The 20,449-nt window shown below is 60.4% G+C and carries 21 protein-coding genes; 11 read left to right on the top strand and 10 right to left on the bottom strand.

Features of this window, described 5'->3' with window-relative positions; genetic code table 11:
- Window positions 1-38: 38 nt before the first annotated feature.
- Both E1573_RS06580 and E1573_RS06575 read right to left on the bottom strand, forming a co-directional pair.
- Window positions 39-1,517, bottom strand: coding sequence for a methyl-accepting chemotaxis protein (locus E1573_RS06580; protein ID WP_133211812.1), 1,479 nt, complete (start codon window positions 1,515-1,517; stop codon window positions 39-41).
- An 86-nt stretch (window positions 1,518-1,603) separates the two neighbouring features.
- Entirely contained in the window at window positions 1,604-2,410 is an 807-nt protein-coding gene (locus E1573_RS06575; protein WP_133211810.1) for a TatD family hydrolase, read from the bottom strand.
- A 158-nt stretch (window positions 2,411-2,568) separates the two neighbouring features.
- Here E1573_RS06575 and E1573_RS06570 point away from each other — a divergent pair, with 158 nt between their 5' ends.
- Both E1573_RS06570 and E1573_RS06565 read left to right on the top strand, forming a co-directional pair.
- The gene (locus E1573_RS06570) at window positions 2,569-3,969 is read left to right on the top strand and encodes a transglycosylase SLT domain-containing protein (protein WP_133211962.1); all 1,401 of its coding nucleotides are present in this window, start codon (window positions 2,569-2,571) and stop codon (window positions 3,967-3,969) included.
- A 228-nt stretch (window positions 3,970-4,197) separates the two neighbouring features.
- Window positions 4,198-4,506: a hypothetical protein gene (locus tag E1573_RS06565; protein WP_133211808.1), complete on the top strand. Its 309-nt coding sequence runs from the start codon at window positions 4,198-4,200 to the stop codon at window positions 4,504-4,506.
- A 12-nt stretch (window positions 4,507-4,518) separates the two neighbouring features.
- On the opposite strand, the gene greB is transcribed toward E1573_RS06565, so the two are convergent.
- The 3 genes from greB to E1573_RS06550 form a co-directional block, all read right to left on the bottom strand.
- Entirely contained in the window at window positions 4,519-5,010 is a 492-nt protein-coding gene (gene greB / locus E1573_RS06560) for a transcription elongation factor GreB (protein WP_133211806.1), read from the bottom strand.
- A 79-nt stretch (window positions 5,011-5,089) separates the two neighbouring features.
- On the bottom strand, window positions 5,090-7,600 hold the full coding sequence (locus E1573_RS06555; RefSeq protein ID WP_133211804.1) for an ABC transporter permease: 2,511 nt from the start codon (window positions 7,598-7,600) through the stop codon (window positions 5,090-5,092).
- Entirely contained in the window at window positions 7,600-8,283 is a 684-nt protein-coding gene (locus tag E1573_RS06550) for an ABC transporter ATP-binding protein (RefSeq protein ID WP_133211802.1), read from the bottom strand. Before E1573_RS06550 ends, E1573_RS06555 begins: the two co-directional genes overlap by 1 nt.
- A gap of 10 nt (window positions 8,284-8,293) precedes the next feature.
- Here E1573_RS06550 and E1573_RS06545 point away from each other — a divergent pair, with 10 nt between their 5' ends.
- The 3 genes from E1573_RS06545 (at window position 8,294) to E1573_RS06535 (ending at window position 10,330) form a co-directional block, all read left to right on the top strand.
- Complete coding sequence (locus E1573_RS06545; RefSeq protein WP_165957299.1) at window positions 8,294-8,899, top strand: arylesterase; 606 nt, start codon at window positions 8,294-8,296, stop codon at window positions 8,897-8,899.
- Between the two features lie 56 nt (window positions 8,900-8,955).
- Window positions 8,956-9,237: a hypothetical protein gene (locus E1573_RS06540; protein ID WP_133211798.1), complete on the top strand. Its 282-nt coding sequence runs from the start codon at window positions 8,956-8,958 to the stop codon at window positions 9,235-9,237.
- Window positions 9,238-9,358: 121 nt separating this feature from the next.
- Window positions 9,359-10,330 carry a L,D-transpeptidase family protein gene (locus E1573_RS06535; RefSeq protein WP_133211796.1) on the top strand — a complete coding sequence of 324 codons (972 nt, stop codon included), beginning with the start codon at window positions 9,359-9,361 and terminating at the stop codon, window positions 10,328-10,330.
- Between the two features lie 489 nt (window positions 10,331-10,819).
- Here the strand turns inward: E1573_RS06535 and oprI are convergent, their stop codons facing one another.
- The gene (oprI, locus tag E1573_RS06530) at window positions 10,820-11,071 is read right to left on the bottom strand and encodes an outer membrane lipoprotei OprI (RefSeq protein ID WP_003259780.1); all 252 of its coding nucleotides are present in this window, start codon (window positions 11,069-11,071) and stop codon (window positions 10,820-10,822) included.
- A gap of 509 nt (window positions 11,072-11,580) precedes the next feature.
- On the opposite strand from oprI, the gene E1573_RS06525 reads away from it, so the two are divergent.
- Window positions 11,581-11,862 carry a GNAT family N-acetyltransferase gene (locus E1573_RS06525; protein WP_028941432.1) on the top strand — a complete coding sequence of 94 codons (282 nt, stop codon included), beginning with the start codon at window positions 11,581-11,583 and terminating at the stop codon, window positions 11,860-11,862.
- Window positions 11,863-11,975: 113 nt separating this feature from the next.
- Here the strand turns inward: E1573_RS06525 and E1573_RS06520 are convergent, their stop codons facing one another.
- Together E1573_RS06520 and E1573_RS06515 are read right to left on the bottom strand one after the other, a co-directional pair.
- Window positions 11,976-13,052, bottom strand: a complete 1,077-nt coding sequence (locus tag E1573_RS06520) for a 3-deoxy-7-phosphoheptulonate synthase (RefSeq protein WP_133211794.1) — start codon at window positions 13,050-13,052, stop codon at window positions 11,976-11,978.
- A 169-nt stretch (window positions 13,053-13,221) separates the two neighbouring features.
- Window positions 13,222-13,668 (bottom strand): PilZ domain-containing protein, encoded by a 447-nt coding sequence (locus tag E1573_RS06515; protein WP_133211792.1) that lies wholly within the window; start codon window positions 13,666-13,668, stop codon window positions 13,222-13,224.
- A gap of 117 nt (window positions 13,669-13,785) precedes the next feature.
- On the opposite strand from E1573_RS06515, the gene E1573_RS06510 reads away from it, so the two are divergent.
- The 4 genes from E1573_RS06510 (at window position 13,786) to cysB (ending at window position 17,373) form a co-directional block, all read left to right on the top strand.
- Window positions 13,786-14,736: a putative 2-dehydropantoate 2-reductase gene (locus E1573_RS06510; RefSeq protein ID WP_133211790.1), complete on the top strand. Its 951-nt coding sequence runs from the start codon at window positions 13,786-13,788 to the stop codon at window positions 14,734-14,736.
- A gap of 38 nt (window positions 14,737-14,774) precedes the next feature.
- On the top strand, window positions 14,775-15,683 hold the full coding sequence (locus E1573_RS06505) for a 5'-nucleotidase (RefSeq protein WP_133211788.1): 909 nt from the start codon (window positions 14,775-14,777) through the stop codon (window positions 15,681-15,683).
- Window positions 15,684-15,776: 93 nt separating this feature from the next.
- Window positions 15,777-16,274 (top strand): universal stress protein, encoded by a 498-nt coding sequence (locus tag E1573_RS06500; RefSeq protein ID WP_133211786.1) that lies wholly within the window; start codon window positions 15,777-15,779, stop codon window positions 16,272-16,274.
- Between the two features lie 124 nt (window positions 16,275-16,398).
- The gene (gene cysB, locus E1573_RS06495; RefSeq protein WP_133211784.1) at window positions 16,399-17,373 is read left to right on the top strand and encodes an HTH-type transcriptional regulator CysB; all 975 of its coding nucleotides are present in this window, start codon (window positions 16,399-16,401) and stop codon (window positions 17,371-17,373) included.
- 74 nt (window positions 17,374-17,447) lie between these two features.
- On the opposite strand, the gene E1573_RS06490 is transcribed toward cysB, so the two are convergent.
- Entirely contained in the window at window positions 17,448-18,182 is a 735-nt protein-coding gene (locus E1573_RS06490; protein WP_133211782.1) for a phosphoadenylyl-sulfate reductase, read from the bottom strand.
- A 129-nt stretch (window positions 18,183-18,311) separates the two neighbouring features.
- On the opposite strand from E1573_RS06490, the gene thrH reads away from it, so the two are divergent.
- On the top strand, window positions 18,312-18,929 hold the full coding sequence (thrH, locus tag E1573_RS06485; protein ID WP_133211780.1) for a bifunctional phosphoserine phosphatase/homoserine phosphotransferase ThrH: 618 nt from the start codon (window positions 18,312-18,314) through the stop codon (window positions 18,927-18,929).
- A 67-nt stretch (window positions 18,930-18,996) separates the two neighbouring features.
- Here thrH and pabB read toward each other — a convergent pair whose 3' ends face one another.
- Entirely contained in the window at window positions 18,997-20,340 is a 1,344-nt protein-coding gene (gene pabB / locus E1573_RS06480) for an aminodeoxychorismate synthase component I (protein ID WP_133211778.1), read from the bottom strand.
- Between the last annotated feature and the right edge of the window lie 109 nt (window positions 20,341-20,449).

Below are 20,449 nucleotides of genomic sequence, written 5' to 3'. Positions count from 1 at the left end.
GCCCCCGTCAGGGGGCCAATGAGCGGCGGCTATCGTGCCTATAGCTTGAGCTGGCCGATCACCTTGTTCAATTCACCAGCCAGAGTAGCAAGCTCGTTGCTGGTGGTGGCCGAGTCAACGGTTTGCTGCACCGTCTCTTCGGTCACGTCGCGAATGCTCACCACAGCGCGGTTCATTTCTTCGGCCACCTGGCTTTGCTGCTCGGCGGCGACGGCAATCTGGGTGTTGCTTTCGCGCATCTGTGCCACCGCGCTGGTGATCTCGGCCAGTGCGGCGCCGGCTTCCTGTGCCTGCTGTACACAATCATCGGCCTTGAACGAGCTTTCCTGCATGAAGTCCACGGCATCGCGGGTGCCCGCCTGCAGTGCCGAGACCATGGTGGTGATCTCGTCGGTGGAGGCCTGCACACGTTTGGCCAGGTTGCGTACTTCATCGGCAACCACGGCAAAGCCACGCCCCAGATCGCCGGCGCGGGCGGCTTCGATTGCGGCGTTGAGTGCCAGCAGGTTGGTCTGTTCGGCGATGCTGTGAATCACACCGACTACACCGTTGATCTTCTGGCTGTCTTCAGCCAGTTGGCGAATCATCTCAGCCGTTTGCTGCACACCACTGGACAGCCCGGAAATCGAGGTTTGTACGCGGCTGACCACTTCCTGGCCGCTGCCCGCCAAGGTATCGGCGGTTTGTGACAGATCGCGTGTAGCCCCGGCATGTTGGGCAATGTGATAGACGGTGGCCGACATCTCGTTGATGGCGGTGGCCGCCTGGTCGGTTTCGCTCTGTTGGCCGAGCATGCCGTGGCGCACGTCGTTCATGCTGGCGGCCAGGCGCGCAGCACCGGAGTCAAGTTGCGCGGCGGTGCGTGCCACGGTGTTGACCACGCGGTGATAGGTGGTTTGCATGGCGTTGAAAGCGCTGGCCATCTGACCGACCTCATCACCACACGACAACGGCACCCGGGCCGAGAGGTCGCCGGTCTTTTCCACATGCAGCATCACATCCTTGAGGGTGTTGAGCTGACTGAGCAGGAAACGGATCAACAACTGCGAAGCACAAAGCATCGCCAGCATCAGGATCAGCACGCAGACCGCATAGTTGGTGAAACGGTCGGTGAACACCTGGAGCAGGCTGGGGGAGGGGGCGAGCACGGCAATCTGTTGACCGTCGCGGCTGATCACCTGGGCGCCGCTGACGGGATGGCTGCCAGTCAAGGCCAGACCATGCAGCTCGACCCAGCCCTGAGCGTTGGCCAGGGCCTGGAAGTCTTCATTGGCGTAAGACGGCACTTGACCCGGGGCGTACTGCAACCACAGCGGATTGTCGGGCAAGGCCTGGTCGGCGGGCCAGGCGTTCAACAATTGCGCTTCGGACTGGGCTTTGACCTGAGCCGCCTCAGCCCGGGCTTGTTGCTCCAGGTGTACGGCATACAGCACCAGGAACAGCGTCGTGACAAAGGCCACCGCGTTGACGGCCCAGAACTTGTATTTCAGGGAGATATTGCTAAGCCAGGCACCCATGGAAGGTCTTCTCTGATTGAGCGGAAACATTGTTGGCAAGGTGCCATCATTGTGCCGAGCTTAGCGTGAATGCGCGTTGATATGCGTCAAATAATCGCGGGCAGACTAAAGAACGCCCGCGCGCAGGCGGTGGTGTGGGCTGCCAGTTGCTCAACGCTCTCGCCACGGTGCAGGGCAACCTCGCGCAGTACCTCAGTGAGGAATGCGGGTTCGTTGCGGCCGTTCTTGGGTTTGGGGCGCAGGCTGCGTGGCAACAGGTAAGGGGCGTCACTTTCCAGCATCAGGCGGCCCTGAGGAATACTGCTCACCAGCGGGTGCAGATGGGTACCGCGGCGTTCGTCGCAGATCCAGCCGGTGATGCCAATGTGCAGGTCCAGGTCCAGATAACCGAACAGCGCGGTGCGCTCGCCGGTAAAACAGTGCACGACTGCGGCCGGCAGGCGGTCGCGGTGGTCCTTGAGAATCGCCAGCAGGCGTTCGCTGGCGTCACGTTCGTGAAGAAACACCGGCATCTGCAATTCGACTGCTAGCGCCAGTTGTTCCTCCAGGGCTTTTTCCTGTTGCGGGCGAGGCGAAAAGTCGCGGTTGAAGTCCAGCCCGCATTCGCCCACTGCGCGCACTCGCGGTTGCTCCAGCAGGGCACGCAGCTGGCGGGTACTATCGCTGCTCCACTGACTGGCGTCGTGGGGGTGAACGCCAGCGGTGCTGAACAACTTCTGGCCGTCCTCATCCAGCGCCAGGCACAGCTCCAGCGCTTGCTCACTGCCCTCAAGGCTGGTGCCCGTGACCATCATTTGCCGTACACCGGCCGCCTCGGCACGCTCCAGAATCGCGTGGTGTTTATCGGCAAAACTTGGGTTGGTCAGATTGACGCCGATGTCGATGAGTTGCATGGTGCTACCTCAGGCCGGTGGCCGGCCAGCATAGCAAAGCTCGGGAAATTTCGATAAATCGAAGAACTTCAATGAGTTGTCGTGGTCTTTTGCGGTCAATTGTCATGGAACGACCGCACACTATGGCGCCCACCACACACGCACGGACCTTTGTACGGATGACCCGAGCGCTGTTTTTGTTGATCGTGCTGAGCCTTGGGCTGCTTCAGGCAGGCCCGGCCAGCGCGCGCCTGCCCGGGCCACAGCAGACGGTGAGCAAGACCCAAGTCCGCGATCTGGCGCAAATCCGTAGCAGCCGGGTACTCAAGGTGCTGGTCAATCAGAGCCGCAACAGCTCTGGTGAGGTCAAGGGCGAGCCGGTGGGGGTGGAATACCATCGCTTGCGAGCGTTCGAGCATTACCTCAACGGCAGGGCTCGCGACGGCGAGGAAATCCGTCTGAAAATTATCCCCCGGGCCAAGGACCAGCTCCTGGCTGCCTTGCAGCGAGGTGAAGCTGATCTGGTCGCGCCCGGCGAACTGCTTGATCCCACCTCTACCCGTGGCCTGGTGGCCAGCGACCCGGTCGTGGACAACGTGCCGATGGTCTTGGTGGGGCGTAAAGGGGAGCGCAGTTTCCAGCGCGTCGAGCAATTATCCGGGCGTACCCTGGCACTGACCAGCGCCAGTGCGGCGGGTGACACCCTGCATGAAATCAATCAGCAGCTGGCGCTGCGCAAACTGCCCCCGATCAAAGTCGAGTGGGTGGATCCGACCCTGGCCGTGGAAGATGTGCTGGAAATGGTCCAAGCCGGCATTTTTCACCTGACAGTGGTCGAACAGCCGATTGCCGAGCGTTGGGCCAGGGTCATGCCCAAACTGCGTGTCGATCGCAAGGTGCAAGTGGCTGCACCTGATGCGATGCGCTGGTACGTGCGTCGTGAAGCGGTGATGCTGCACGCCAGTGTTGACCGTTTTTTGCAGGGCTACAAACCGCCGGAAAACCAGGACGCCGCCTTCGAGCGTATCTATCGGCGCTTGTACCGGGTACACAATCCATTGGCGCGCACTGACCGTAAGCGCCTGGAAGCGTTGCGTCCCGTTTTGCAACGTCATGCCAGTGAACAGAATATCGATTGGTTGAACCTGGCTGCCGTGGCCTTCAAAGAGTCTTCGCTCAATCCTGCGGCCCGAGGTGCCGGGGGAACCCATGGGCTGATGCAGATCACCTCCAGTGCGGCCCAGCGGGTGGGAGTGAGCAACATCAGTAATGTCGACGGCAATGTCCGGGCCAGTGCGCGTTACATGGCGTTGATCCGTCGCAAATTCTTCTCCAGCAACCAGCTCAATGAGCGTGAGCGCATGGCTTTTACCCTGGCCGCTTACAACCTGGGGCCTGAGCGGGTGCAGGCCATGCGTGCAGAGGCCAGGCGGCGCGGCTTGAATGGCAACCAGTGGTTCTTCCAGACCGAGCGCATTGCCATGGAGCAGGTCGGCATGGGCCCGGTCAGCTACGTCAACAGCGTCAACAAATACTTCCTCGCCTTCGACCGCGCCCGCGCATCGCTGGAACGTCCGTAGGAGCGGGCTAGCCCCACGAACAAAATCTGTCAAACACACCGTTCCTACAGATTCCCACAGTTGACAGCCCGCCCGCCGCTTCTCTAGGATGCTGACTTGCGCCGATTTAAACAGCTACTTGCGGGGCGCAGGAGAACCCGAAGGGGTTCACCGAATACCGCTAAAACGCTGGTTCGGTGACGCCTCCCACCGCAGCCCAGCGGGATCTGCGAGGCGGAGAAATACTCCATGAGTTGTCCACGTACCAGTGTCTGCCTGACCCCTCTGCCTGCCAGCCAGGCCACTCGCGTGCCGCGTATTCTGCTGGGCGGCAGCCACCAACCCACACTCCTGCGATACCTTGACGGCTGGCCTCGGCGCAAGGGCAGTGCAACCGCCTTTCTGATCCAGTTCGCTGACACCCGCGACGCCCTCGACCAGTTTGCCAGCGACCGCTTTGACCTGGCCGTGATCCAGGCCCCCAGCGCCGAAAACGCCGCTGAGGTGATCGGTCACCTGACCCGCGTTGCGCGCCAAGGGTTGATCACCCGCGGTTGAGCCGGGGTTTGCTCACGCTTGAGCTGAGTCCGCAGGCTTGTAGCTGACACTGTTGATGTACCAAGTGGTTTCCCCGCTAGGCGTTTGTACGACGACCTCGTCATCCTTGCCTTTCTTCAGCAGTGCCCGGGCCATCGGTGAGTCGATGGAAATGTAGTCGTTGCGCCCATAGATTTCGTCGTAACCAACGATCCTGAAGGTCTTCACTTCGCCTTCGTCGTTCTCGACCTCAACCCAGGCGCCGAAGAACACCTTGCCTTCCTGCTCGGGCGAATAGTCGACGACTTTGGCGTCTTCCAGGCGTTTACGCAGGTAGCGTACGCGCCTGTCGATTTCCCGCAGCAGTTTCTTGTTGTACTGGTAGTCGGCGTTTTCACTGCGATCACCCAGCGACGCTGCCCAGGCAACTTTGGCAGTAATTTCCGGGCGGTAGGTGCGCCAGAGATGATCCAGCTCGCTTTTCAGCGCTTCGTAACCTTCTCGGGTGATGATGTTTGTAGCCAAGCGTCGTCCTTCATTGGTCAGGTATGGCGAGCAGTGTTCAGGCGTCTAACGATACCGCATAACCACTACACGCTGGCGATCAACCTTCGCGCAGCACCTTCAGCGGGCTGGCATTGAGCGCCCGGCGGGTGCCATAGACTCCGGCTCCACCCACCAGTAGCGCACCGATCACCGGCAGCAACAATAGCCACGGATGCGGGCTCCAGCTCAGGTCGAAGGCGTAACGGTACAACAGCAGGGTGATCAGTTCGCAACCGATGGCTGCCAACAGGCCGCTGGCGGCGCCCAGCAACCCGAATTCGATGCGCCGTGCCTTGATCAGCAGGGCACGCCCGGCGCCGAGCGCCCGGAGCAGTGCGCCTTGGCGAATACGCTCGTCCAGTGTGGCCTGCAGACCGGCGAACAGCACGGCCAGGCCCGCAGCCAGCACAAACAACAGTACATACTCCACGGCCAGGGTGACCTGGGCGAGGATGCTGCGCAGTTGCTCCAGCAAGGCATCGACCTGGAGGATGGTCACGGCCGGAAAGGCCCGTGACAGGGCTACTACTTGCTGATCGTGGCCGGGGGCGAGGAAGAAGCTGGTCAGGTAGGTGGTGGGCAGGTCTTGCAGGGTGCCCGGCTGGAAGATCATGTAGAAGTTGGGCTGGAAGCTGTCCCAGTTGACGGTGCGCAAGCTGGTGACCACGGCCTGGCGCTGCTGGCCGCCGATGTTGAAAGTGAGGCGGTCGCCGAGTTTGAGCTTGAGGCTTTGCGCCAGTTCGGACTCTACCGACACGCCCGGCAGTGCGCTGCTGGCTTCAGGGCTGGCCTGCCACCACGCGCCTTCACTCAGGGCGTTACCCTGAGGCAGTTCGGCTGCCCAGGTCAGGCTCAGGTCGCGTTGTACCGCGCGATCGCCCGTGGACTCCTTGCTGACGATTTGCTTGACGGGCTGATCGTTGATGTCCGTCAGGCGTCCGGGAATGACTGGATAGAGTGGCGCGGCTTCGGCGGAGAATTCGTTCAGGCGTTGCGCGAAGGTGTTTTTGTCGTCGGGCAGGATATTCAGGGCGAAGTAGTTCGGCGCGTCTTTAGGCAGCTGGTTCTGCCAGGTGTCGAGCAGTTCAGCGCGCAGCAGGGCAATTAGGGCCATGGCCAACAGAATCAGGCCAAAGGCCAGGGACTGTCCGGCTGCGGCCAATGGGTGGCGCAGCAGTTGTCCGAGGCCCAGGCGCCAGGCCAGGGGGGAGCCGGCCAACAGGCGCCGCAGGCTGCGCAAACCGAGCAACAGCAGACCGCCGAGTAGCACCGCCGCCACCAGACCGCCGCCGAGCAGGGCAAAGGTCAGCAGCAAATCCAGGCTCAAACGCCACATGATCAGCCCCAGGGCAAGCAGGGCCGCGCCGTACACCAGCCAGCTGCTCGGTGGTACGGGCAGCAGATCGCGGCGCAGTACCCGCAAAGGGGGTACGCGCCCCAAAGCTGCCAAAGGTGGCAGGGCGAAGCCGGCCAGGGCCACCAGCCCGGTGGCAACCCCGGCCAGTGCTGGTGCCAGCCCGCCCGGAGGAATCTGGGCAGGCATCAGGCCTTGGAGCAATTTGAACAGGCCCAGCTGTGCCAGCCAGCCGAGCAGGGCACCACTGACGGCGGCCAGGCTGCCGAGGATTGCCAGTTGCAGGCAGAACAGGCTCAGCGCCTGGCGACGCGACAGGCCCAGGCAGCGTAACAGGGCACTGGCGTCGAATCGCCGGACAGCAAAGCGACTGGCCGACAGGGCGACGGCCACACCGGCCAGCAGCACGGCCACCAGGCTTGCCATGTTCAGGTAACGCTCGGCTTTGCCCAGGGCGCCGCCGATCTGCCGGTTGCCGTCTTTTGAGTCTTGCAGGCGCTGGTTCGGTGCCAGATCTTTGCTGACGCTGTCGCGGTAGCGCGCCAACGCTTCGGGCTCACCCCGCCACAGCTCGCGATAGGTAACCCGGCTGCCCGGTTGTACCACGCCGGTGGCGTCGAGGTCGGCCAGGTTGATCAATACGCGTGGGGTCAGGCTGTAGAAATTGCCGGCGCGGTCAGGCTCGTAGGTCAGTACCCGGCTCATGCGCAGGGTTTTCATGCCTACATCGATGCTGTCGCCAATCTTCAGGCCCAGGGCCGCCAGTAGTCGCGGCTCGACCCAGGCCTCGCCTGGTGCCGGACCGCCTCCGGGGGTTTCGCTGGCATAGGGTTCAGCGGCGCTGCGCAACTCGCCACGCAGCGGATAAGCGTTGTCGGCGGCTTTGACACTGGAGAGCTGGATGCCGTTGTCGGTGGCAATCACGCTGGAGAATTCGACGACCTGGGCATGCTGCAGTCCAGCGGATTGGCCACTGACCACTTGCTCGGGGCGGGCAGGGGAGCTGCCTTGCAGTACCAGGTCAGCGCCGAGGAACTCGGTTGCCCGCAGCAGCATGGCGCCATTGAGGCGGGCCCCAAAGTAGCCGATGGCGGTGCTGGTAGCCACCGCGACCAGCAGGGCAAAAAACAGCACTCGCAACTCACCGGCACGGGCGTCGCGTAGCAGCTGGCGTAGCGCCAGGGCGAACAGGCGTAAAAACGGCAGGCGGGCCATCAGGGCTCCAATGGCGCGACCAAGTGGCCGGCATCCAGGCGGATCAGACGACGGCAGCGTTGGGCCAGGCGTTCGTCATGGGTCACCAGCACCAGGGTGGTGCCGCGTTCCTTGTTCAGCTCGAACAACAGGTCGCTGATGCGCTCGCCGGTATGGCTGTCGAGGTTGCCGGTCGGCTCGTCAGCGAACAGCACGGCCGGTTCAGCGGCAAATGCCCGGGCGATGGCAACGCGTTGCTGCTCGCCACCGGACAATTGCCTGGGTGAGTGACTCAGGCGCTGGCCGAGACCAACCCGTTCCAGCAGGCTGCGGGCGTGTTCACGGGCGTCACGGCGACCGTCCAGCTCCAGTGGCAGCATGACGTTTTCCAGGGCATTGAGGCTGTCGAGCAGTTGAAAAGACTGGAACACGAACCCCACATGCTCGGCGCGCACCCGGGCGCGTTGGTCTTCGTCCAGGGGGCCGAGGTCATGCCCGGCCAGGGTCACTGTTCCTGCACTGGGCAGGTCCAGGCCGGCCAGCAGGCCGAGCAATGTCGATTTTCCCGACCCTGAAGCACCGACAATCGCCAGGCTGTCACCCTGTTTCAATTCCAGCGAGAGCTCGTGCAGGATGGTCAGGTCGCCTTCCGCGCTGGGAACCACTTTGCTAAGGTTGCACGCAGTAAGAATGCTGGGGCCCATGGAGAATCCGATGCGAGTAGGGTTATTGAGTGCTGGCCTGGTCTTGATCGGCCTGGCGCAAAGTGCAGTAGCAGGTACCGTGCTGGTTGTCGGCGATAGTATCAGCGCCGGTTTCGGCATGGATAGCCAAGCGGGTTGGGTTGCCTTGCTGGAGCAGCGGCTTGAAACCGAGGGCATAGACGCCAAAGTGGTCAATGCCTCGATCAATGGCGACACCAGCGCAGGGGGCCAGGCGCGGCTACCGGCGCTGCTTTCAGAGTACAAGCCGGCCCTGGTGGTGCTCGAATTGGGTGGCAATGATGGCCTGCGCGGGCAGGCGCCCAAGCAATTGCAACAAAATCTTGCTTCGATGATCGACGCGTCCCGCGCAGCCGGGGCCAAGGTGCTGTTGCTGGGCATGCGTTTGCCGCCTAACTACGGCAAGCGTTACACCGATGCGTTCGCTCAGGTCTATTCCGATCTGCAACGTGATAAACAGGTGCCGCTGGTGCCGTTTTTCCTTGAGGGGGTGGGCGGGGTGCCCGAGCTGATGCAGGCCGATGGCATCCATCCACGGCCGAGTGCCCAGCCGCGATTGCTGGAAAATGCCTGGCCGCAGCTAAAACCGCTACTCTGACGCTTTTATACTGACCGGCTTTCGGCTAATGTGGCGCCCCCGATTTGGAGCCCCCGATGCCGCGTCCCGCCTGGTCCCTGTTTGCCTATCAATTGATCGAGCCTGACGAACAGCTTGACCTGTTCGCCTGCCAGGAGATCCGCGTCCATCTTGTCGCCCGCCAGTTAGAACTGGGGGGCTCGGCTGACCGTACCTTGTGTGGCACGCTATTGCCTGCGCAACCGCGCTGGTCAGCCGTCGAGCGCGCTATCTACCGTGATCGGCGCCTGTGTTCGCTGTGCCGGGCGATTCTCGATGCCCAGCGCCGTGGAACACGGCCGGTTTGGCCCGAGCTGTAACAGCTGGAAATAGCCTTTCATCCTTTACCCTGCCTTGAACCGCCCGGATCACTCCCGATTGTGCTGGGGGCGGTGTACAATCGTCGTCTTGACCTCACTGAATTAGCGAAGGATTTCCCGGATGTTGCCGCGCTTTCCCGCCGTCACCCGTTGCCTGTCCCTGGCCGCCCTGCTGGCGGCAGGTCCTGCTGCTGCGTTGGAGTTTCCCCTGCCACCGCCTGGCGAAGACGTCATTGGCCAGGTCCAGGTGATCAAGGCCAAGTACGAAGACACCTTCGCCGACATCGGCACGGCCAATGACCTGGGCTACCTGGAAATGATCGCCGCCAACCCGGGTGTCGATCCCTGGTTGCCGGGTGCTGGTACCGAGATCATTCTGCCGACCCGTTTCATCCTGCCGCCAGGCCCGCGTGAAGGTATCGTCATCAACCTGGCCGAGTACCGTATGTACTACTACCCGAAAGGGCAGAACGTGGTTCATACCTATCCGCTGGGTATCGGTCGTGAAGGTTGGGGGTCGCCGATTGCCAATACCAAGGTGACAGCTAAAACGCCAAACCCGACCTGGACGCCGCCAGCCTCGATCCGCAAGGAGCACGCTGCGGACGGTGACATCCTGCCCACCGTGGTACCTGCAGGTCCCGATAACCCACTGGGCCCGTTCAAGTTCACCTTGGGTGTACCGGGTTACCTGATTCATGGTTCGAACAAAAAGTTCGGCATTGGCATGCGTACCAGCCATGGTTGCTTCCGTATGTTCAACAACAACGTACTGGAACTGGCCAAGATGGCCCCGGTCGGTGTTTCGGTGCGCATCATCAACGAGCCTTACAAGTTTGGCTTGAGTGCTGGCAAGGTCTATCTTGAGGCGCACACGCCGCTGGACGACAAAGGCGACCCATCGGTAGTCGACAAGCACACCGCAGTGATCAACGCGTTGCTCAAGCGTGAAGACCTGGCGAACAACCTGCGTATGAACTGGGACATGGTGCGTGATGTGGTGGCCGCTGAAGACGGTATGCCGGTAGAAATCGCCGTGCCGACCACAGGTCAGCAGCAACCTATGGTTTCAAGCGTACCGCTGGATCTGTAGTCGGCTTTCGCTGGATTGATGTAGTCGAGGCCTGCCATTGTGCAGGCCTTGTCGTTTCTGTGGGTTACTTTCTTGTGGGTAACGAAGTGAGCTTATCCATTTGATGTAGTGGCTGTGCTGGCCCCTTCATTCGACCCTGCGCTTCGCTCCGGGTCCCCTCGGCTCCGGCGCCTTCCAGGCCCGCGCGGCCTCCTAAAGTCGCAAAGTTACGGGCAGCGCCTGCACTGGCGTTATCTTTGATAGCCATAATTACGGCGGTCTGTTGCTTTGCTTTGCAAGCGCTTCGGGCCATGGAGGGCTCGTTAGCGCGGTCCTCATGGGAGCAATGCCGTAAGGGTGGAAGGGGCCGGCACAGGCACTACATCAAATGGATAAACTCACAGTTCACAGCGTCAGAACCACAGTCAATACTTCCGAAACCCCGTAAAGCGCGCATAAAAAAGCCGACCCACAAGTGGGTCGGCTCCAAATAAAAATCCCGAGGGATAATTACTTACGGCTGGCTTTGTCCAGCATACGCAGAGCGCGCTCGTTAGCTTCGTCAGCGGTCTGTTGTGCTTTTTGAGCAGCAGCCAGAGCGTCGTCAGCTTTGCGGTAGGCTTCGTCAGCGCGAGCTTGTGCACGAGCAGCTGCGTCTTCAGTAGCGGTCAGACGAGCTTCGGTTTCTTTGGAGACGCTGCTGCAACCGGTAGCCAGAACTGCGGCCAGAGCCAGAGCAGAAAATTTCAGAACGTTGTTCATCGTGTTCCCCTTCAAGGACTTTCTATTAAATAGCCATCTCTCAGCAAAGAGAAACTAGCCGGTGTACATAGTACCCATTACTTGTAGTAAGTAAACTGACAGAGCGCAAGAACTGCAAAAAAATACGCCTGTCCCGGGACCTACACAGCCTTTGTAAAAAAACTGTGGAAGGCGCCGCCGCGGCGGCTGTATTCAAGTGTAGCAAGTGTGTTTTTTTGTTGAACTAACGGTGACTTAAAGTGTCATCCAACGTCATAGCACTACAACATCCGGCAACTGTTCAGGCCGCCGCGCGCAGCCTGGATCGCTGGCTGAAAGTGCGGGAAATTTGCGACCAGACACCTTGAGCATCCGGGCACTGGGCGCCTACTATTTGTACGTGCTCTTTAGCCAGAGAACGACCAAGCTGTTCTTGCTGTCCAAACGGGCACGGGGTGGCGTAGAGGTTCCTTCGCCGGACAAACATCGGTAAGGTAGGGGTCAGATCAAAAGACCCGCGAGGAGTAGTGATGAGCGAGGCGTTGTCCATCCACCATGACCAGGCTGGTCATCAATTCGAGACCAGTGTGGACGGTCATCGTGCTTACCTGACCTACATGGACCTGGGTAAGCAAACCCTGGATATCTACCGCACATTTGTTCCCAATGCGTTGCGGGGCCGGGGTATTGCTGCGGCATTGACCGAAAAGGCGTTGCAGTACGCAGAAGACATGGGCTACACCGTGATTCCGTCATGCTCGTACGTGGAACGTTACATGGAGCGCCAGCAGCGGCACTCCACCAAGGCCTGAGAATCGCGATTTCTGGTAGGGGCGGGCTTGTCCTGCGATCTGATCTTTATCAGTAACGTCGCATTGCGGGGCAAGCCCGCTCCTACAGCGAACCTGCCCCATCTATCTTCCAGTTAGGCGCGATTGCGCTTGGGCAGTACGTCCTTGAGCTTGGCGTGCATGCTGCGCAGGGTCTTCTCGGTAGCATCCCAGTCAATGCAGGCGTCGGTGATCGATACACCGTACTGCAGGTCGTTGAGGTCTTTCGGAATTGCCTGGCAGCCCCAGTTCAGGTGACTTTCCACCATCAGGCCGATGATCGACTGGTTGCCTTCGAGGATCTGGTTGGCAACGTTTTCCATCACCAATGGCTGCAGGGCCGGATCCTTGTTGGAGTTGGCGTGGCTGCAGTCGACCATGATGTTCGGTTTGATCTTGGCCTTGGTCAGCGCCTGTTCACACAGAGCAACACTGACGGAATCGTAGTTCGGTTTGCCATTACCACCGCGCAGTACAACGTGACCGTAGGCGTTGCCTTTGGTGGTGACGATCGATACGCCGCCTTCCTGGTTGATCCCGAGGAAACGATGCGGGCTGGAAACCGACTGCAGGGCGTTGATCGCGACTGTCAGGCCGCCATCGGTACCGTTCTTGAAGCCTACTGCCGAAGACAGGCCAGAGGCCATTTCACGGTGAGTCTGGGATTCGGTGGTCCGTGCGCCGATCGCCGACCAGCTGATCAGGTCTTGCAGGTATTGCGGCGAAATCGGGTCGAGGGCTTCGGTCGCCGTTGGCAGGCCCATTTCCGCCAGGTCCAGCAGCAGTTGGCGACCAATGTGCAAGCCGTCTTGAATCTTGAACGAGTCGTCGAGGTACGGGTCGTTGATCAGGCCTTTCCAGCCGACCGTGGTGCGTGGCTTCTCGAAGTACACGCGCATGACCAGGTACAGGGTGTCGGATACTTCGACGGCCAGGGTCTTGAGACGCTCGGCGTACTCATGGGCGGCTTTGATGTCATGGATCGAGCAGGGACCGATCACCACGAACAGGCGATGATCCTTGCCGTCGAGGATATTGCGCACCACTTCACGGCCCGCTGTCACGGTCTTGAGCGCAGTGGCGCTCAGGGGGATTTCCTTCTTGAGCTGATCGGGGGTGATCAAGGTCTCGTTGGAGGCAACGTTTAGGTCATCGATCGGTAAATCAGCCATCGTGTTACTCGTCAGGTCACGGGTGCCGGCCGCCAGCGATCCCCGTGCGGCGGAGCAGCAAGATTGAACGCAGCGGGGAGCGGAACCTTAGCGCGTTACACCGTTGTTCGACAATGGGTAGCGCCCGCTTTCCTGCGGGTGAAAGCCCATCTGTGCAAGGTTTTTAGCCCTAAATGAGAATCTGTCGGGTATGGGTAGCTTCAAGGTTGGCTTCAGAGAACTCGCCGGCATGCAGGCTGACCCATTGCCGGGCGAGGGCATCGAGGTCAGGCGGGGTGGCTTCATCCAGTGTCTGTTGCTGGTAGAGGTGCTGGATCTGGCAAATCTGCTCACACATTCTGGCGCCAAACAGCGCCTGCTCATCAATGAAGGCGATGCCGACCCGGTATCCTTGCTGTTGTTTCTGGCACCAGGCGATGTAACCGGGGTAACGCGCCGACTCGCCAAGGGAGGGGATGATCATTTCGACGGCCATGCCGCGGCGGTAGGCACGGGGGTGGTTGCAGGCGATTCCGCCCAGGCTGATAGTGTGCAAACGCTGACGGAACAAGCTGGGCGACGGGCGTAGGGCCAGTTCGACCGGGATATCGTCCGGGTGAGGCAAGTAACCACGCATGATCGACTCCGTGTCGATTTTTTGACCTTGTTCGCCTCAGTATAGTGAGGCTGCGCAAAACGGTTGTTTTACGTATAAAAAATTTGAGTAAAAAAAGTGAAGGCTTCAGGAGAACAGATGAGCACCAGCAATCCACGTATTGGCATCATCGGAACCGGCGCCATTGGCGGCTTCTACGGTCTGATGCTGGCCCGGGCAGGGTTCGACGTGCATTTTCTCTTGCGCAGTGAGTTCGAGGCGGTAAGCCGTCACGGTGTGCGGGTTGAAAGTGCCTTGCACGGCACTCTGCAGATGCCGGTGCAGGCCTACGCCGATGTTGCCGACATGCCACGCTGCGACTGGTTGCTGGTGGGTGCCAAGACCACCAGCAATATCGACCTGGCGCCGGTGATCAATCAGGCTGCAGCCCGCGGTTGCAAGGTGGTGTTGCTGCAAAACGGACTGGGTGTTGAGCAGCAACTGCGGCCGCTACTGGACGATCATCTGCATCTGCTCGGTGGTCTGTGCTTTATCTGTGTCAACCGCGAGGCGCCGGGGGTGATCCAGCATCAGGCGTTGGGCGCCGTGAACCTGGGTTACGACAGCGGCCCGGCGCTGGATGCCGCCGGGCGTCAGCACATTACCGAAGCAGGTGCGCAATTGTTCCGCACCGCGGGTATAGAGGCGCAGGCCATGAATAACCTGGAGCAGGCGCGCTGGCAAAAGCTGGTGTGGAATGTGCCGTATAACGGTTTGTCGGTGCTGCTCAGGGCCAGCACAACGCCGCTGATGGCCGATACACATAGCCGGGACCTGATTCAGGCGCTGATGGCTGAAGTGGTTGAGGGCGCGCGCAGTTGTGGTCATGAGCTACCCGAAGGCTATGCAGAGCACCTGTTCGCGGTGACGGAAAAAATGCCGGATTACTGGCCGAGCATGTACCACGACTTCACGCACCAGCGCCCACTGGAGCTGGCGGCGATCTACGCTGAGCCATTGGCGCAGGCACGACGAGCAGGGTGCAGTTTGCCGCGCATCGAGATGTTGTATCAGGCGTTGACGTTTATTGATCTGCATAATCGCCAGTGAGGCAGCGCGGGGCAAGCCCGCTCCTACAGGAGCACGTAATGAGCAAGAGTCTTGGGGATAAGTTGGTCGTTGCGATTTCTTCGCGGGCGTTGTTTGACCTTAGCGAGAGTCATCGGATTTATCTGGCGCAGGGGGTCGAGGCCTACCGCCAGTATCAGATCGAGCACGAGGACGAAGTGCTGGCACCGGGTGATGCGTTCCCGTTGGTGCAAAAACTGCTGGGCCTCAATGCCCACCTCGGCAAGCCCCGGGTCGAGGTGGTCCTGGTGTCGCGCAACAGTGCCGACACCGGCCTGCGGGTGTTCAATTCGATTGAGCATCATGGCTTGGAAATCTTGCGCGCAGCCTTTGTCGGTGGGCGTAGCCCATATCCCTATCTGTCGGCTTTTGGTTGCCATCTGTTCCTGTCCACCGATGCCGACGATGTACGCAGCGCACTGGATGCTGGATTTGCGGCGGCGACCATTCTATCCGGTGGGGCGCAGCGAGCCGCCAGTGATGAACTGCGTATCGCCTTCGACGGCGATGCAGTGCTGTTCTCTGATGAGTCAGAGCGGGTGTATCAGCTGGGTGGCCTGGAGGCATTTCAGGCCAGTGAGCGTCAGTCTGCGCGTGAGCCTTTGCGGGGTGGGCCATTCAAGCCATTTCTCGCCGCGTTGAATGTGTTGCAGAAGGAGTTCCCTGAAGGCACCTGCCCGATCCGCACGGCGCTGGTCACCGCACGCTCGGCACCGGCGCATGAGCGGGTGATTCGCACACTGCGTGAATGGGATGTTCGCCTGGATGAATCGTTGTTTCTGGGTGGCCTGGATAAGTCAGCGTTTCTGGAAGCGTTCGCCGCCGATGTGTTCTTCGATGACCAGGCCGGGCATTGCGAGCGGGCGCGCAGTGTGGTCGCAACCGGGCATGTACCACACGGCATCAGCAACGAACCGACCCTCGGATAGGCCGCTGCAGCCGGGCGCCAGACGGAACGGCAGGCCATCAGCACGCTGCTAAGCTGAAACTTGCTCTGCCCACGCGGCAGTCAAGGAGGTCGAATGATCCGTTCCATGCTGTATGCCACTGACCTCGGTGTATACGCGCCTTTTGTCATGCAACACGCGCTGGCATTGGCGCGTACCTTCAATGCTGAGCTGTATGTGATTCACGCCGTCGAACCCATGGGGCAATTTGCCGAGTCGTTGCTGCAAAGCTATCTGGACGAGCGCACGCTGGACCAACTGCACAGCCAGGGTGTCAACAACGTGATGGCCAACATCGAGCAGCGGGTGCTTGACAACTTTCGAGATGAATTAGGTGAAGAAGCGGACCTGGCGCTGATCAAGGCTGTTCGGGTGCGTCAGGGCGATCCGGCGCAAGTGATTCTTGAGCAGGCACAGCGCCTGAGTGTCGACTTACTGATCTTCGGTAGCCACAGCCAGGGGGCGGGCGTTGATATTCCAATAGGTCGCACCGCAGTGCGCCTGCTGCAGCTGTCGCCGGTACCGGTATACATGGTGCCGTTGGCTCAGCACCTGGGGCGGCGCAAGGCCTGACAAGGCATTGTCGGTGGATTCCCGCTAGACTGCCAAAATAGTTCTAGATTTATTCTTCAAACCACTAATATAGTTATAAATCGTCGCTGCTGCCGGTGACGCCCAGCTGATTTGAGGGATACCTATGAAGCTTCAACAATTGCGCTACATCTGGGAAGTGGCGCACCACGACCTCAACGTCTCCGCGACAGCGCAGAGTCTGTATACGTCCCAACCGGGCATCAGTAAGCAGATCCGCTTGCTTGAGGACGAGCTGGGCGTTGAAGTGTTCGCCCGCAGCGGCAAGCACCTGACCCGCGTGACGCCAGCGGGTGAGCGCATCATCACCACCGCAGGCGAAATCCTGCGCAAGGTCGAAAGCATCAAGCAGATTGCCCAGGAATTCTCCAACGAGAAAAAGGGCACCTTGTCGATTGCCACCACGCACACCCAGGCGCGATATGCGCTGCCGCCGGTGATCAGCAATTTTATCAAGCAGTACCCGGAAGTGGCCCTGCACATGCATCAGGGTTCGCCGATGCAAATCGCCGAAATGGCCGCCGACGGCACCGTGGATTTTGCCATTGCCACCGAGGCCCTGGAGCTGTTCGGTGATCTGGTGATGATGCCGTGCTATCGCTGGAACCGCTGCGTGGTGGTGCCGCAAGGCCATCCATTGACCAAGCTGCCCAAGCTCACCTTAGAAGCGCTGGCTGAGTATCCGATTGTCACCTACGTGTTTGGCTTTACCGGTCGCTCCAAGCTCGACGAAGCGTTCAACCATCGCGGCCTGACCCCAAAAGTGGTGTTCACCGCCGCTGACGCCGACGTCATCAAGACTTATGTGCGCCTGGGGCTGGGCGTGGGTATCGTCGCCAAGATGGCAGTTGATACCAAGCTCGACAGCGACCTGGTGGTGTTGGATGCCAGTGAGCTGTTCGAATCCAGCGTGACCAAAATCGGCTTCCGTCGTGGCACCTTCCTGCGTGGGTTCATGTGCGACTTCATCGAGAAGTTCGCCCCTCACCTGACTCGCGAAGTCATGGCCAAGGCTATCCAGTGCCATAACAAGCAAGAGCTGGAAGAGCTGTTTGAAGGCGTTGAGCTGCCGGTGCATTGATACCCGCAGTGAGCATGAAAAAACCGGCCATCGAGCCGGTTTTTTCATGCCTGGGATCGGCCTCGGTTGGGCAGTCAGCCCTTGGTAATCAGGTTGCCGGCATGCAGGCCGCATTCCTTCTGGGTCGACTCTTCCCACCACCAGCGGCCTTCACGTTCGTGCTGGTTCGGCAGCACCGGGCGGGTGCAAGGCTCGCAGCCGATGCTGATGAAGCCACGTTCGTGCAGGCTGTTGTAAGGCAACTCAAGCATGCGGATGTAGCCCCAGACTTCTTCGCTGCTCATCTGCGCCAACGGGTTGAATTTGTACAGCGTGCGTTCTGGGGTCGAGAACGCGCTGTCAATTTCCAGGGCGGCTACCTGGCTGCGAGTACCTGGGCTCTGGTCACGGCGCTGGCCTGTGGCCCAGGCGCTGACGGTGGCCAGCTTGCGGCGCAGGGGTTCGATCTTGCGGATGCCGCAGCATTCGCCGTGGCCATCTTTGTAGAAACTGAACAGGCCTTTTTCTTTGACGAAAGGGTCGAGCTTGTTGCGGTCTGGAGAGAGGATTTCGATCGGCAGGTTGTACTGCTCACGCACTTGATCGATGAAGCGATAGGTTTCCGGGTGCAGGCGACCGGTGTCGAGGCTGAAAACCTTGACGTTCTTGTTCAGCTTCCAGGCCATGTCCACCAGCACCACGTCTTCGGCGCCGCTGAAGGAAATCCACAGGTCGTCGCCAAAGTGTTCGAACGCGAGTTTGAGGATGTCTTGCGGGGACTTGTTGGCATAGGTCGCGGCCAGGGCGGCGACGTCGAAGGGTTGGCTCATCAGGCGGCTTCCGGTCATTGAATGGCGCTTGGCGCTCGTAATACCGCGATCTTAACAAAAATTGCCGGGCTGGATGCCGCGCATGTAGAGTGCGGCTTCCCAATTTTGCTGTTGTTCGAGGAGTGTGCTGTGGAAATTGCCTGTCTCGACCTGGAAGGCGTACTGGTCCCGGAAATCTGGATCGCCTTTGCGGAAAAAACCGGAATCGAATCGCTGCGGGCCACCACGCGCGATATTCCTGATTACGATGTGCTGATGAAACAGCGCCTGCGCATTCTCGATGAGCATGGGCTGAAGCTTTCCGATATCCAGGCGGTGATCGCCACACTCAAGCCGCTGGACGGCGCCATCGAGTTCGTTGACTGGTTGCGCGAGCGTTTTCAGGTGGTGATCCTGTCCGACACCTTCTACGAATTCTCGCAGCCACTGATGCGTCAGTTGGGCTTCCCGACCTTGCTGTGCCACCGCCTGATCACTGACGAGACGGACCGGGTGACCGGCTATCAATTGCGCCAGAAAGATCCCAAGCGCCAATCGGTGCTGGCCTTCAAGAGTTTGTACTACCGCGTGATTGCTGCCGGTGACTCGTACAACGACACCACCATGCTGGGTGAGGCCGATGCCGGTATTCTGTTCCATGCGCCAGAGAACGTGATTCGCGAGTTCCCGCAGTTCCCGGCGGTGCATGACTTTGAGGCCCTGAAGAAAGAGTTCATCAAGGCTTCCAGTCGTTCGCTGAGCCTGTAAGGTCGCTGTCGCGGGGCAAGCCCGCTCCAACCTGGTCGGTGGGAGCGGGCTTGCCCCGCGATGCGTTTCAAAGCCCCTGCAAGGTCTCCAGCAACACCCTGACTTTGGTGATCGACTCCTCATACTCGGCCTGCCAATCCGAGTCGGCTACCACCGCGCCACCGCCCCAGCAGCTCACCTGACCGTCTTTGACCAACAAGCTGCGGATGGCGATGGAACTGTCCATCTCGCCACGTACATCGACATACAACAACGAGCCGCAGTACAGCGCCCGACGGCTGGGCTCCAGCTCGTCGATGATTTGCATGGCGCGGATCTTCGGGGCGCCAGTGATCGAACCGCCGGGAAAGCTACCGGCGATCAGGTCCAGGGCGTCTTTGTCGGCAGCCAGTTGGCCAGTGACGCTACTTACCAGGTGATGCACGTTGGGGTAGCTTTCCAGGCTGAACAGTTCTGGCACCTTGACCGAGCCAATTTCGCAGGTGCGCCCCAGGTCGTTGCGCAGCAAGTCGACGATCATCAGGTTTTCCGCGCGGTCCTTGCGACTGGCCAGCAGTTCGGCGCCGTTACGGGCGTCTTGCTCGGCGTCGGCGCTGCGAGGACGCGTGCCTTTGATGGGGCGGGTTTCGACCCGGCCATTGCTGACTTGAATAAAGCGTTCCGGCGAAAAACTCAGCAGGCAGCTGCCGTCGGCCAGCGTCTGGAAGCCGGAAAACGGTGTAGGGCAGGCCTCGCGCACGGCCTGGTAGGCGTGCCACGGATCACCTTCGCAGGGGGCACGAAAGCGCTGGGTGAGGTTGATCTGGTAGCAGTCGCCAGCGTGGATATAGGCCTGAACCTGGTCGAAGGCGCGGTGGTAGGTCTCGCGGCTGATATCTCCCTGCATAGGCGCCAGCAGTGAAAAGCGTGTCGCGCTGGTCGTTGCCGGGGTTTCAAACAGGGTGATCAGGCGCTGTCGCTCGGCGTCGGCCAGGCTTGGGTGGAATAGCAACTGGCTGCGCTGAAGCTGGTGATCGCTGATCAATGCCCAGGCATACAGCCCGAGGCTGGCGTCGGCCAGGCCGAGATCGTCTACCGCCAGTGTTGGCAGATGCTCAAGGCGACGACCGAAGTCATAGCTGAGGTAACCGATCAAACCGCCGGCAAAGGGCAGCTCGATGCCGTCTGGCAGTTGCGCGGCCCCTAATTGCGCAAGGCCGGCGCGCAGGCGCTGCAGGAAAGCATCACCTGTTTCGCAGGTGTCTGGCGTAAGGGTTTGCAGTGGCCAGGCGCTGAGCAGGTCGAAACGTCCGCGCTCGGCGCTGGGGCGGGCGCTGTCAAGCAACACGGCGCCGGGTGCCTGGCGAATGCGTTCGAAATAGGCCGCAGGGTCGGCCAGGTAGGGCAGGGCGTGAAGCGTACAAGTCGGCATGCAAGTAACAGCTATGAATGCGGGGGAGGCGATTGTAGTCCTGTGTAGGAAAAGCGCCTAGCGCTGAGGACGACCTTGGCTACGGAACCCACGCCAGCCGTGCTGGCTG

It is taken from the genome of Pseudomonas sp. H9 (assembly GCF_004353925.1).
In the GTDB taxonomy this organism is placed as follows: Bacteria; Pseudomonadota; Gammaproteobacteria; order Pseudomonadales; family Pseudomonadaceae; genus Aquipseudomonas.
Note: the sequence above shows the minus strand (reverse complement) of the source record. Positions and strands in the feature narration are given on the sequence as shown.

Excerpts from the sequence above, each read along its gene's own strand:
- E1573_RS06520 (WP_133211794.1), bottom strand. The coding sequence starts at position 13,052 with ATGGCTGATTTACCGATCGATGACCTAAACGTTGCCTCCAACGAGACC.
- E1573_RS06555 (WP_133211804.1), bottom strand. The coding sequence starts at position 7,600 with ATGGCCCGCCTGCCGTTTTTACGCCTGTTCGCCCTGGCGCTACGCCAG.
- E1573_RS06505 (WP_133211788.1), top strand. The coding sequence starts at position 14,775 with ATGAGCAAGAGTCTTGGGGATAAGTTGGTCGTTGCGATTTCTTCGCGG.
- pabB (WP_133211778.1), bottom strand. The coding sequence starts at position 20,340 with ATGCCGACTTGTACGCTTCACGCCCTGCCCTACCTGGCCGACCCTGCG.
- E1573_RS06550 (WP_133211802.1), bottom strand. The coding sequence starts at position 8,283 with ATGGGCCCCAGCATTCTTACTGCGTGCAACCTTAGCAAAGTGGTTCCC.
- E1573_RS06580 (WP_133211812.1), bottom strand. The coding sequence starts at position 1,517 with ATGGGTGCCTGGCTTAGCAATATCTCCCTGAAATACAAGTTCTGGGCC.
- E1573_RS06565 (WP_133211808.1), top strand. The coding sequence starts at position 4,198 with ATGAGTTGTCCACGTACCAGTGTCTGCCTGACCCCTCTGCCTGCCAGC.
- E1573_RS06515 (WP_133211792.1), bottom strand. The coding sequence starts at position 13,668 with ATGCGTGGTTACTTGCCTCACCCGGACGATATCCCGGTCGAACTGGCC.
- E1573_RS06510 (WP_133211790.1), top strand. The coding sequence starts at position 13,786 with ATGAGCACCAGCAATCCACGTATTGGCATCATCGGAACCGGCGCCATT.
- E1573_RS06575 (WP_133211810.1), bottom strand. The coding sequence starts at position 2,410 with ATGCAACTCATCGACATCGGCGTCAATCTGACCAACCCAAGTTTTGCC.
- E1573_RS06545 (WP_165957299.1), top strand. The coding sequence starts at position 8,294 with ATGCGAGTAGGGTTATTGAGTGCTGGCCTGGTCTTGATCGGCCTGGCG.
- oprI (WP_003259780.1), bottom strand. The coding sequence starts at position 11,071 with ATGAACAACGTTCTGAAATTTTCTGCTCTGGCTCTGGCCGCAGTTCTG.
- E1573_RS06525 (WP_028941432.1), top strand. The coding sequence starts at position 11,581 with ATGAGCGAGGCGTTGTCCATCCACCATGACCAGGCTGGTCATCAATTC.
- E1573_RS06535 (WP_133211796.1), top strand. The coding sequence starts at position 9,359 with ATGTTGCCGCGCTTTCCCGCCGTCACCCGTTGCCTGTCCCTGGCCGCC.
- E1573_RS06490 (WP_133211782.1), bottom strand. The coding sequence starts at position 18,182 with ATGAGCCAACCCTTCGACGTCGCCGCCCTGGCCGCGACCTATGCCAAC.
- E1573_RS06540 (WP_133211798.1), top strand. The coding sequence starts at position 8,956 with ATGCCGCGTCCCGCCTGGTCCCTGTTTGCCTATCAATTGATCGAGCCT.
- cysB (WP_133211784.1), top strand. The coding sequence starts at position 16,399 with ATGAAGCTTCAACAATTGCGCTACATCTGGGAAGTGGCGCACCACGAC.
- E1573_RS06570 (WP_133211962.1), top strand. The coding sequence starts at position 2,569 with ATGACCCGAGCGCTGTTTTTGTTGATCGTGCTGAGCCTTGGGCTGCTT.
- E1573_RS06500 (WP_133211786.1), top strand. The coding sequence starts at position 15,777 with ATGATCCGTTCCATGCTGTATGCCACTGACCTCGGTGTATACGCGCCT.